Source organism: Bradyrhizobium sp. 62, assembly GCF_023073035.1.
In the GTDB taxonomy this organism is placed as follows: domain Bacteria; phylum Pseudomonadota; class Alphaproteobacteria; order Rhizobiales; family Xanthobacteraceae; genus Bradyrhizobium.
Map to the genome: position 1 here is coordinate 44,364 of NZ_JADPIT010000009.1, position 10,733 is coordinate 55,096.

Annotated in this window: 11 protein-coding genes; 9 read left to right on the plus strand and 2 right to left on the minus strand. The window is 63.6% G+C overall.

Translation table 11 applies throughout. The features are described from left to right. Window positions 1-184: 184 nt before the first annotated feature. From IVB47_RS03705 to IVB47_RS03740, 8 genes are read left to right on the plus strand one after another with little or no spacing between them, the layout of a single operon-like run. Window positions 185-1,297 (plus strand): NAD-dependent epimerase/dehydratase family protein, encoded by a 1,113-nt coding sequence (locus IVB47_RS03705; protein ID WP_247459945.1) that lies wholly within the window; start codon window positions 185-187, stop codon window positions 1,295-1,297. Beyond that, window positions 1,297-2,361 carry a GDP-mannose 4,6-dehydratase gene (locus IVB47_RS03710; RefSeq protein WP_027566462.1) on the plus strand — a complete coding sequence of 355 codons (1,065 nt, stop codon included), beginning with the start codon at window positions 1,297-1,299 and terminating at the stop codon, window positions 2,359-2,361. Before IVB47_RS03705 ends, IVB47_RS03710 begins: the two co-directional genes overlap by 1 nt. Next, entirely contained in the window at window positions 2,358-3,644 is a 1,287-nt protein-coding gene (locus IVB47_RS03715; RefSeq protein WP_247358994.1) for a TIGR04295 family B12-binding domain-containing radical SAM protein, read from the plus strand. The genes IVB47_RS03710 and IVB47_RS03715 overlap by 4 nt, the downstream gene beginning before the upstream one ends. Further along, window positions 3,641-4,744 (plus strand): glycosyltransferase family 4 protein, encoded by a 1,104-nt coding sequence (locus tag IVB47_RS03720; RefSeq protein ID WP_247459946.1) that lies wholly within the window; start codon window positions 3,641-3,643, stop codon window positions 4,742-4,744. The genes IVB47_RS03715 and IVB47_RS03720 overlap by 4 nt, the downstream gene beginning before the upstream one ends. Beyond that, complete coding sequence (locus IVB47_RS03725; RefSeq protein WP_247459947.1) at window positions 4,741-5,871, plus strand: glycosyltransferase; 1,131 nt, start codon at window positions 4,741-4,743, stop codon at window positions 5,869-5,871. The genes IVB47_RS03720 and IVB47_RS03725 overlap by 4 nt, the downstream gene beginning before the upstream one ends. Next, window positions 5,868-6,956: a glycosyltransferase gene (locus IVB47_RS03730; RefSeq protein WP_247459948.1), complete on the plus strand. Its 1,089-nt coding sequence runs from the start codon at window positions 5,868-5,870 to the stop codon at window positions 6,954-6,956. The genes IVB47_RS03725 and IVB47_RS03730 overlap by 4 nt, the downstream gene beginning before the upstream one ends. Next, window positions 6,953-8,077, plus strand: coding sequence for a glycosyltransferase (locus tag IVB47_RS03735; RefSeq protein ID WP_247459949.1), 1,125 nt, complete (start codon window positions 6,953-6,955; stop codon window positions 8,075-8,077). Before IVB47_RS03730 ends, IVB47_RS03735 begins: the two co-directional genes overlap by 4 nt. A gap of 11 nt (window positions 8,078-8,088) precedes the next feature. Next, window positions 8,089-9,156, plus strand: coding sequence for a UDP-glucuronic acid decarboxylase family protein (locus IVB47_RS03740; RefSeq protein ID WP_027566456.1), 1,068 nt, complete (start codon window positions 8,089-8,091; stop codon window positions 9,154-9,156). A gap of 24 nt (window positions 9,157-9,180) precedes the next feature. Here IVB47_RS03740 and IVB47_RS03745 read toward each other — a convergent pair whose 3' ends face one another. Both IVB47_RS03745 and IVB47_RS03750 read right to left on the minus strand, forming a co-directional pair. Next, a complete protein-coding gene (locus IVB47_RS03745) occupies window positions 9,181-9,441 on the minus strand; it encodes a hypothetical protein (protein ID WP_247290808.1) in 261 nt (86 codons plus the stop codon). Window positions 9,442-9,549: 108 nt separating this feature from the next. Continuing rightward, window positions 9,550-10,047 (minus strand): ferritin-like domain-containing protein, encoded by a 498-nt coding sequence (locus IVB47_RS03750; RefSeq protein WP_026234016.1) that lies wholly within the window; start codon window positions 10,045-10,047, stop codon window positions 9,550-9,552. Window positions 10,048-10,276: 229 nt separating this feature from the next. Here IVB47_RS03750 and nuoB point away from each other — a divergent pair. Beyond that, window positions 10,277-10,733, plus strand: a 457-nt coding sequence (gene nuoB, locus IVB47_RS03755; RefSeq protein ID WP_276576858.1) for an NADH-quinone oxidoreductase subunit NuoB, incomplete at its 3' end; no start/stop codon positions are given.

Genomic DNA, 10,733 nt, shown 5'->3' on the forward strand with positions numbered 1-10,733 from the left:
GGGTTATTGATCCAGGTTAGAGAAATATTCGTTTGTAGGTTTCGCAGGAACGAACATTCCTTGCATCGCTTCTACTCCCAAATGTGACTGGCGCGCCGGTCGCCCGACCAGAACAGCAGCGCGCTTTCATTCTCATCACGGATTGATCCCGCAGGATCGATCTCACGGCGGCACGGAGCGGTGAATGACGCGAGTATTGATCACTGGAGGTGCGGGATTCATCGGATCGCATGCGGCCGACGCGCTGCTGGCGGCCGGCTATGAAGTCCGCCTGCTCGACAATCTCTCGCCGCAGGTCCACGGAGGCAACCGCCAGCGTCCCGCTTATCTTGCCAAAGACGCGGAGCTCGTCGTCGGTGACGTCACCGACGCTCTCGCGGTCGATCATGCGTTGCGCAGCACCGACATGGTCCTGCATCTCGCATCAGCAGTCGGCGTCGGCCAGAGCATGTACGACATCGAACCTTATGTCAGGACCAACGAGCTCGGCACCGCCGTGCTGTTGCAGACATTGTCCAAGCGCCCGGTCGCGCGGCTCGTGGTGGCCTCGTCCATGAGTATTTACGGCGAGGGCCTCTACCGGAGCGCCGATCAGAGCGTGGTCGCCTGCGAGGAGCGGGCGGTCGAGCAGCTTCGCCGCGGCGATTGGGAGCTGCGCGATGCAGCCGGCAAACCGCTCGATCCCGTCCCTACGCCGGAGACAAAGCAACCTTCGCTGAGCTCGATCTATGCGCTCAATAAATATGCGCAGGAGCGCATGTGCCTGATCACAGGAAAGGCTTATGGCATCCCGACGGTGGCGCTACGCTTCTTCAATGCGTTCGGGCCGCGTCAGGCGCTGTCCAATCCGTATACCGGCGTGCTGGCCATCTTTGCCGCCCGGCTGCTCAACGGCCGCCCTCCCCTCGTCTTCGAGGACGGCCGGCAGCGCCGCGACTTCGTCCATGTCCATGACGTCGCCCGCGCCTGCCGGATGGCGCTGGAGGCGGAGCACGCGCAGGACGTCTTCAACGTCGGCTCCGGCCAGAGCCGCACCATTCTGTCGGTCGCGGAGGATCTGGCCGAAGTCATGGGGCGCCGCGACATTGCGCCCGAGCTGACGCGGAAATATCGCGCAGGAGATATCCGGCACTGCTTCGCCGACATGGGAAAATCCCGCGACGTGCTCGGCTTCGAGCCTCGCGTCGCATTCAGGGATGGGCTCGAAGAGCTGGCGGAATATCTCGCCGACCAGATCGCTGACGATCAGGCGGAGCGGGCCACCAAGGAGCTGCAGCAACGAGGATTGGTCGCGTGATGAGTGAACGAGACAACAGACCCGTCCTGATCACCGGCGGCTGCGGGTTTATCGGGTGCAACCTTGCCGACCGCCTCGCGGAGCGCGGCGAGCCGGTGCTGATCCTGGATAACCTCGCCCGCGCCGGCGTGCGGGAGAATGCGCAGTGGCTGAAGTCCCGGCATGGCGACCGGGTCACAATCACCGTGGCCGACATTCGCGAGCCGATCCCGGTGATCGACGCCGTACGCGAAGCCCGCGCCGTGCTGCACCTGGCCGCCCAGGTCGCCGTCACCGACAGCGTGAGCGATCCGGCCGCCGATTTCGAGATCAACGCGCGGGGCACATTGAACGTGCTCGAAGCCGTGCGCCTCCACAACAACGCCGCGCCGGTGGTGTTCGCCTCGACTAACAAGGTCTACGGACGCCTGATCGACGATGGCGAGATCGCGCTCACCGGCCGCCGCTACACGCCGACAAGCGGCCTGCTCGCCGCCGGCATCTCGGAAAATGCGCCGCTCGACTTCTACAGTCCCTATGGATGCTCCAAGGGAACGGCGGATCAATACGTCCACGACTATGCGCGGGTGTACGGCCTGCAGACCGTGGTGATGCGCATGAGCTGCATCTATGGGCCCCGTCAATTCGGCACCGAGGATCAGGGCTGGATCGCGCATTTCCTGCTGAGCACCATCCGCAGCAAAGAGCTGACGATCTATGGCGACGGCCATCAGGTCCGCGATGCGCTTCACGTCTCCGACGCGGTCTCGGCCTGGCTCGCCGTGCTCGATGGCATCGCGCTCGCCCGTGGACGCGTCTTCAATCTCGGCGGCGGTCCGGCCAACGCGATCAGTCTGCTGGAATTGATCGACCGCATCACCGATCTGACCGGCCGCAAGGTGGCCTATCGCTTCGCCGATTGGAGGCCCGGGGATCAGCCCTGGTACGTGACCGACACGCGCGCGCTCTCCAGCGCGCTCGGCTGGGCGCCTCAGGTTTCGTTCGCAGACGGCCTCCGATCCCTTCACACCTGGCTGGACGGCCGGTTCGGATCGTCACAAGGCAACCGCGAGGCGCTGGCATGACGCGTGTTGCCCTCATCAACCCGAATTGGGATTTTGGCGGCAGCATCTATTTCGGCTGCCGATCCCCTCACCTTCCGCTCGAACTCGGGATCTCCGAGCATTATTTGAAGGCGGCCGGGCACAAGACGCTGCTGCTCGACGCCCACATGTTTGACCTTTCTCTCGCCGATATCGAAGCCGAGCTGCGCGCGTTCGGCCCCGACCAGATCGTCATCACGACGGCACCGACCTATCTGTTCTGGCGCTGTGCCCCTCCCGAGCTCCGCGTCCCGCAGGAGCTTGCGAGGGCGGTGCGCGACTTGGCTCCGATCCTCGTCGCGGTGGGCCCCCATGGCTCGACCGTGCCAAAAGCGGCGCTTCGAAAGCTCGGCACCGACATCGTCGTGATGGGCGAGTGCGAGGCCTCCTTATTGCGTCTCGCCAATGGCGAACGGGACTTTCCGGGCCTGTGCTTTGCCGATGGCGCCTCGCTCCGCGTCAATGGCGGCCCGCAGGCGGTCGCATTCAAGGATCAGCCGCCGCTTGACTGGCCGGAGGAGATGATCCGGCGGCACCACCATCACCACCACCGTTTCGAAGCCGGGCCGCAGGCGCCGGGCGCTGAGGTCGAGGCGTCCAGGGGATGTCCGTACAACTGCACGTTCTGCGCCAAGGAGAACTTCCGCAACGCCTACCGCAAGCGGCCTGCCACCATCGTTCTCGAAGAGGTCGAAGGCCTGCGCCGTCAAGGCATCGAATATGTCTATTTCATCGACGAGATATTTCTTCCGAACGAGGAACTGCTGGAAGGGCTGGCCACACGCGGGCTGAAGTTCGGGGTGCAGACCCGCATCGACCTCTGGAAGCCGGACATGCTGGCTCTGCTCGGCCGCGCCGGCTGCGTCTCGATTGAAGCCGGCATCGAGAGCCTCACGGTCGAGGGCCGCGCCGCGCTCGCCAAGAACTGCAAGATGACGACCGACCAGCTCGCCGAACGGCTGGTCGAAGCGCGCCGTCACGTCCCCTTCGTGCAGGCCAATTTGATCGAAGTGCCCGAGGACGAGGATCCCATCGTGCAGCGCTGGCGCCGCACCATGCAGGATGCCGGCATCTGGGCCAACGATCCGGTCCCGCTCTATCCTTATCCCGGCTCGCCGGATTATCGGAAGCTGTGGGGCGAGCCCGACGATTTCGCCTGGGAACGCGCACACCGGCACTATCTCGCGATGTTCGACCAGTTCAGCGATGTGCAGAACGATCGCCCGGTCCCGCTCGAGGCTCTCGAACTGCAGGTGGCATCATGAGCCGCAGCTCGCAGCTCAGGATCCTTATGACGACCGATACCGTCGGAGGCGTCTGGACCTATTCGTCATCTCTGGCTTCGTCCCTTGCAGCGAAGGGGGCCGACGTCACCCTGGTGACGATGGGTCCGCGCGCGCGGGCCGGCCAGCTTGAGATGCTCGGTGGCTCGCGGGTCCGCCTGATCGAAACGGACCTTGCACTCGAATGGCAGGATCCGGAAGGACAAGATCTGTCCCAGGCCAGGCGCGTCCTTACGAAGCTCGAAGCCAAAATCCGGCCTGACGTCGTTCACCTCAACAGCTTTCGCGAAGCGAACTTCGCCTGGCGCGCTCCAGTGGTGGTCGTCGCGCATTCCTGCGTCAACTCCTGGGGGCTCGCGTGCCGCGATACGAGCTGGCTCGGCGAACCGAAATGGCGCGGCTACACCGAACGGGTGACGGCCGCATTCGACACGGCACAGGCCTGGGTTTGTCCCAGCCAGTCCTTCCACGATGACATTGCGGAAATCTATCGGCCTCGCTCGCGCGGCATCGTGATCTGGAATGGAATTGAGCCTCAGGGCCTCGCGGGACGGAAGCAAGACATGATCTTTGCAGCGGGCCGGCTCTGGGACCGCGCCAAGAACATCGAGGTCCTGGCGGCCGCGGCGCCTGGACTGGACTGGCCCGTTCAGGTCGCCGGGCCGGCGGATGAGTGCCCTTCGGCTTCCGTCACCTGGCTCGGGCAGTTGTCTCACGAAGCCATGCGCGCGCACTTGCAGCACGCTGCCATCTTCGCCAGCCCCGCGCTCTATGAGCCGTTCGGCCTCTCCGTTCTGGAAGCCGCGGCCGCGGGATGTGCCCTCGTCCTGTCCGACATTCCGACCTTTAAGGAATTATGGAGTGGGGCCGCGCTGTTCGTCGATCCCACCGACAGCAAGGCGCTGCATCGAGCGCTCGCAGGTCTGTGCACCGACGATCGCGAGCGGGTGCGGCTGCAACGTGCCGCCTTCGAGCATTCCCTGACCTACTCGCTGACCCGAACCACGAGCGCCTATCTCAGCCTGTACGAGGAGCTGCTTGCCGTCCATCACGCGCCCGCCCCCATGGAGGTCCGTGCATGAAATGCGTTCTGTTCTACCACGCGTTCACCTCCTGCTGGAACAACGGCAATGCCCATTTCCTGCGCGGTTATGCCCGCGAACTTCACGCGCTCGGTCATGAGGTCGTCGTGTTCGAGCCGATCGACGGCTGGAGCCGGTTGAATGCGATCCGCGAGGGTGGCAATCAGACCATGGAGGATATTCCAACGCTGTTTCCCGGCATCGGCATCCGCCGCTACGATGCCTCCCTTGATCTCGATGAGGCGCTGCACGGCGCCGATCTCGTCGTCGTCCACGAATGGAATTCACCTGATCTGATCGCAGACATCGGATCGAGACGGGCTCACGGCGCTCCGTTTACGCTGCTGTTCCACGACACCCATCATCGCGCCGTCAGCGCACCGGACGAACTTGCGCAGTTCGACCTCGACGGATTCGACGGTGTGCTCGCCTTTGGCGAGGTGCTTCGCCAAATCTATCTGAAGCTCGGCTGGGCCGACCGGGCCTTTACTTGGCACGAGGCGGCCGATGTCGCCCTGTATCATCCGCTGCCGCATATCGAGCGCACCGACGATGTCGTCTGGATCGGCAATTGGGGCGACGGCGAACGCAGTGCCGAGCTCAACGAATTTCTGGTCGAACCCGTGGCCGAGCTGAAGCTGCGCGCGGGGGTCTATGGCGTCCGCTATTCGGACCCAGCCCTCGCCACCATTCAAGCCGCAGGTATTCGGTATGGCGGCTGGCTGCCCGCGCACTGGGCTCCCATTGCTTTCGCTGGCGCACGTGCGACTGTCCACGTCCCCCGCGGCCCCTATGTCCGCTTGCTTCCGGGCATTCCGACCATTCGCGTCTTCGAGGCGATGGCGTGCGGCATTCCACTGGTCTCGGCCCCCTGGTCAGACGCGGAAGGACTGTTCCCGGAAGGTGCCTATCTCAGCGCTTCCGACGGCACCGAAATGAAGCGGGCGCTCCGTGCGCTGCTCGATGACCGGGACTTATGGTCCGCCACGGTGGAGACCGGACTCCGGACGATCAAGGAGCATCACACCTGCCGTCATCGGGCGGAACAGCTTGTCGGCATCGTGCAGAACCTCCGGGCCTCACGCCACTCCACACAGCCCCTGCGATATATCGGAGCCTCCGCATGAAGATCTGCTTCTTCGGATCCAGCCTCGTCTCATCCTACTGGAACGGTGCCGCCACCTATTACCGCGGCATGTTGAAGGAGATCGCGGCGCTCGGCCACGACGTCACATTCTTCGAGCCCGATGCCTTCGAGCGCCAGGCTCATCGAGACATCGACGATCCAGACTGGGCGAAGGTGGTGGTCTATGCCGCGACGACCGACGGTTGGCGAAGCTCGCTTGAGGAAGCCGCCCGCTCGGCCGACATGCTGGTCAAGGCCAGCGGCGTCGGCGTCTTCGATCAGGAGCTGGAGAACGCGGTCGCCGACATCCCGTCGAATGCAATGCGCATCTACTGGGACGTCGATGCCCCCGCGACGCTGGAGTCGGTGGCGGACAATCCAGACCATCATCTGCGCCATGCGATCCGGTCCTACGACATGGTTCTGACCTATGGCGGCGGCGATGCCGTCATATCCGCTTATCGCGGCATCGGCGCGCGAGACTGCGTGCCAATCTACAATGCGCTCGACCCCGCCACGCACTTTCCGGCGCCGCCCAATACGCACTTCACTTGCGATCTGAGCTTGCTGGCAAACCGCCTCCCTGATCGCGAGCAGCGCGTTGAGCGGTTCTTCATCGATGTCGCACGCCAATTGCCCGACAAGACGTTCGTGCTCGGTGGCTCGGGGTGGGACTCCAAAGACACGCCAGCCAATCTGCACAAGGTCGGGCATGTCGGGACCGGCGACCACAACGCGTTTTTCGGCTCCGGGCTGGCTACGCTGAACGTCAATCGCGACAGCATGGCGCGCTACGGCTTCTCGCCGCCAACGCGCGTGTTCGAAGCCATCGGTGCCGGCGCCTGTCTGATCACCGACCAGTGGGACGGCATCGATCATTTTCTCGAGCCAGATCGCGAGGTGCTGGTGGCCGCGAGCGGGACGGAGGTCGCCGAGCATCTTGCCGCACTGCGCCCCGACCGGGCTCAGGCGATCGCGGCGCGCGCTCGTGCGCGCATTCTGAGCCATCACACCTACCGGCAGCGCGCGCGCCAGTTCAACGATCTCTTTGCCGCAAGCAGTTCGCGAATCGAGGCAGCAGAATGAAGCTCACCATCGTCGTCGTCGGTCTTTCGGTTACTTCGTCCTGGGGCAATGGTCATGCCACGACCTACCGCGCCCTGATCGAAGCCCTGGCACGACGAGGTCACCACGTCACGTTTCTGGAACGCGACGTCCCCTGGTATCGCGAGCATCGTGATCTTGCCAAGCCTTCCGGTTGGACCGTCGAGCTTTATCAATCCTTGAAGGACATCCCGCAGCGCTTTGGCAAAATGATCCGCGACGCCGACCTGGTGGTCATCGGCTCCTACGTGCCTGACGGCATCGCGATCTCCGAATGGATCACGACCCACGCCCGGGGGATTACCGCCTTCTACGACATCGACACGCCGGTCACGCTTGCGAAGCTCGAGCAGGGCCTGGGCTACCTTTCCGCGGCGATGATCCCGCGCTTCGACCTTTATCTGTCCTTTGCCGGCGGCCCGGTGCCCGGCATGATCGAGGAGAACTATGGCAGTCCGTTGGCTCGGGTGCTGTATTGCAGTGCCGACACCGACATCTACGCGCCGCAACGCGCGGAGAAGAAATGGGCACTGGGCTATCTCGGAACCTACAGCGAGGACCGGCAACCGGTTCTGGAGGAGTTGCTGCTCGCCCCTGCTCGCACTCTGTCACGCGAGCAATTCGTCGTCGCCGGGGCGCAATATCCTGATGAGGTGGTCTGGCCCGCCAATGTCGCCCGGATCGAACACCTCACGCCCAGACATCATCCGGGATTTTACGCACAGCAACGCTTTACGCTAAACGCCACCCGCGCCGACATGCGCGCGCTCGGCTTCTCGCCCAGCGTTCGGCTTTTCGAAGCGGCCGCGTGCGGCACGCCCGTCATCTCGGACCGGTGGCCTGGAATCGAGACCGTCTTCGAGCCTTCCCGGGAAATCCTGCTCGCATCGAGCCCCCGCGACGTCGTGGAGATCCTGCGCGACATGCCCGAGGAGCAAAGGCGCACGATCGCGGAAAACGCGCGGCGCCGCGTTCTGGCCGACCACACCTCCGACCACCGCGCCCGGCAAGTGGAGACCTACTATGCCGAGGCATCGGTACGTCGCCGCCGGAAACCCCCGCAACTTCCCGCCTCGCGTCCCATGCAGGTCGCTCAAATCTGAAAGGCAGCACCATGACAGTTCAGACCCGCATCAACGCGTCCCGCCGCTCTCCCACCGTTCTGGTGGCCGGAGGCGCCGGCTTCATCGGATCCCACCTCTGCGACGCGCTTTTGCAGCGCGGCCACACCGTGATCTGCCTCGACAACCTGTTTACGGGAAGGATCGACAACATCCGGCCGCTGCTCAATCATCCGAACTTTCGCTTCATCGAACATGACGTACGCGATCCCGTCGAGATCGAGGGCGACATCGACCGGATCTACAGCCTCGCCTGCCCGGCGTCACCCCGTCATTATCAGAAAGATCCGGTCGGCACGATGAAGACCTGCGTGCTCGGCACTATCAACATGCTGGAGCTCGCGCAGCGCAAAGGCGCACGGGTCCTGCAGGCATCGACCAGCGAGATCTACGGTGATCCCGAAGTGCATCCGCAGCCGGAATCCTATCTCGGCAACGTCAATCCGATCGGACCCCGGGCCTGCTACGACGAGGGCAAGCGGGCCGCGGAAACGCTGATGTTTGATTACCATCGCATGTACGGGGTCGAAATCAAGGTCGCGCGCATCTTCAACACCTACGGCCCCCGGATGCTGGAGAACGACGGGCGCGTGGTCTCCAACTTCATCGTGCAGGCGCTTCGCGGAGAGCCGATCACGATCTATGGAGGTGGTACGCAGACCAGGAGCTTCTGCTTCGTCGACGATCTCGTGCGTGGCCTCCAGTTGCTCATGGAGAGCCCATCGTCAGTCACCGGACCGTGCAACCTGGGTAATCCGCACGAGGTTACGATCGAGGCGATCGCGCGCGACGTGCTGGCGTATACGGAATCAGCCTCCCCGCTCCGGTTCGAGGAGCTGCCGAAAGACGATCCGAAGCGCCGCAAGCCCGTCATTGACACGGCCGTGAAGGCGTTGGGGTGGCGCCCGCGCGTGGCGCTCAAGGATGGTCTTCGCGCGACGATTGCTTATTTCGCCATGCGCATGGCCGGCGAAGCGCCGGCACTGGTCCCGGCCATTGCACCGCGGAGGAGCGGACGTACCGGGGCACGCGGCCAGCTCACGATCGCAGATCGGCAGTAACAGCCCACGAACCCGCGCGAGCCCTCAAGCGCGTGAAGCAGCCGCGCCACGGGCCGGCTTGCAGAGGTTCTCGAGATGGTACTGGTATTCGGAGATCGCGCGATTGGCCATCCGGATTCGGTTTGCCTGCCCTTCCTCGACCATCATGGTGATGCGTTGAGCCAGAAACACGCACGCCTCGAACTCATCGTGGATCGCCCCGCTGCGGGCCAGAAAGTCCCATGCGATCTCATAGGCCTGTTCGGCAGCAGGATTGCGGTAGTCGCTGAAGATGATGTGCGCCATTGCAGCAAAACGCGGATGAGAGGGTTTCGGTCCTGCGAGCCCATATGAGGACGCAGGCGACTCAGCGGCCGAAGCCGCTGGTCTCGCCCTTGCGGGTGTGATGTGCGATCAGGCCGCCTGGCGCTGATGCGCCAGATATTCCATTGTCACCTTCTCGACGTTTGAGTCGATCCAGGCGGCCATGCGCTGCTCCTCCTTCAGCGATGTCTCGAGCGGCTCCTTGGCCTCCGCGAAACCGGCGGCGCCGCAGAGGGCGAGCAGAGACTTGTAGGCAGCGATCTCGAAATTCTCGAAGGCATTGTTGGCGAAAGTGTTCTTGAGAATCTCGTCGCCGGCCACCGAGTGTGCCATCGCTTGCATGTTCGCCATCATGGATTGCGTCGTATCCTTGAGGCTGGAGGTACTCTCGCCGCAAGCTTCCAGGCATCTCTCCAGCCGCTTCAGCTGCTCGTTGGTCTCTTGAAGGTGGGCGGCAACCTTGGCCTTGACTTCGGGATATTCGTCCAGTCGTTCCGACTGGCGCTCCATCAGCTCTCTTGCTTGCACTTCCATCGCATGCGCATTGCGTAATCCAACCACGAATGTATCGCGGGCTGCGTTCGTCATTTCATGTTTCTCCATTTCACGGGGCCCTGTCGCCGCCAACCGCAGTTTCGGTGGATCGTTCCTAGGGTGATCCACGACGCCAATGCCGGGTTCCGGCCGTCGGACCCGAAGCTAACCTGCGATAACAGAACGCAAATCCTCCTCCCGCCGCAGGAACGCCGCATGCAAATCACTGTTTCCCGGAGCGGGTGGTCGCATCGCCAAACGGCCGCAGCGCTCAGGGACACGAATGACAAACAATTTTCCGCACGTCGGCAGCTCAGGCCCTTCGCTTGGCCGGCCTGGATCTGGCCGGCCGGGCGAGGGACGGCCGGACAACACTTCCGATCCGTTCTTCATGACGATCCGCGACGATCTTGGGGACAAGGGCTTCTTCACGGCGACGGCGGAGGAGCTGATCACCTGGGCGCGGACCGGCTCGCTGATGTGGATGACGTTCGGGCTCGCCTGCTGCGCGGTCGAGATGATGCAGATGTCGATGCCGCGTTACGACGCCGAACGCTTCGGATTCGCGCCACGCGCATCACCGCGCCAGTCGGACGTGATCATCGTCGCGGGCACGCTCACCAACAAGATGGCGCCGGCGTTTCGCAAGATCTACGACCAGATGCCCGAGCCGCGCTACGTGATCTCAATGGGGTCCTGTGCCAACGGCGGAGGCTATTATCACTATTCCTACTCGGTCG

What these genes read in the sequence shown, in the direction of transcription:
- IVB47_RS03730 (WP_247459948.1), top strand. Translation starts at nt 5,868, where the DNA reads ATGAAGATCTGCTTCTTCGGATCCAGCCTCGTCTCATCCTACTGGAAC.
- IVB47_RS03705 (WP_247459945.1), top strand. Translation starts at nt 185, where the DNA reads ATGACGCGAGTATTGATCACTGGAGGTGCGGGATTCATCGGATCGCAT.
- IVB47_RS03715 (WP_247358994.1), top strand. Translation starts at nt 2,358, where the DNA reads ATGACGCGTGTTGCCCTCATCAACCCGAATTGGGATTTTGGCGGCAGC.
- IVB47_RS03740 (WP_027566456.1), top strand. Translation starts at nt 8,089, where the DNA reads ATGACAGTTCAGACCCGCATCAACGCGTCCCGCCGCTCTCCCACCGTT.
- IVB47_RS03710 (WP_027566462.1), top strand. Translation starts at nt 1,297, where the DNA reads ATGAGTGAACGAGACAACAGACCCGTCCTGATCACCGGCGGCTGCGGG.
- IVB47_RS03725 (WP_247459947.1), top strand. Translation starts at nt 4,741, where the DNA reads ATGAAATGCGTTCTGTTCTACCACGCGTTCACCTCCTGCTGGAACAAC.
- IVB47_RS03750 (WP_026234016.1), bottom strand. Translation starts at nt 10,047, where the DNA reads ATGACGAACGCAGCCCGCGATACATTCGTGGTTGGATTACGCAATGCG.
- IVB47_RS03720 (WP_247459946.1), top strand. Translation starts at nt 3,641, where the DNA reads ATGAGCCGCAGCTCGCAGCTCAGGATCCTTATGACGACCGATACCGTC.
- IVB47_RS03745 (WP_247290808.1), bottom strand. Translation starts at nt 9,441, where the DNA reads ATGGCGCACATCATCTTCAGCGACTACCGCAATCCTGCTGCCGAACAG.
- IVB47_RS03735 (WP_247459949.1), top strand. Translation starts at nt 6,953, where the DNA reads ATGAAGCTCACCATCGTCGTCGTCGGTCTTTCGGTTACTTCGTCCTGG.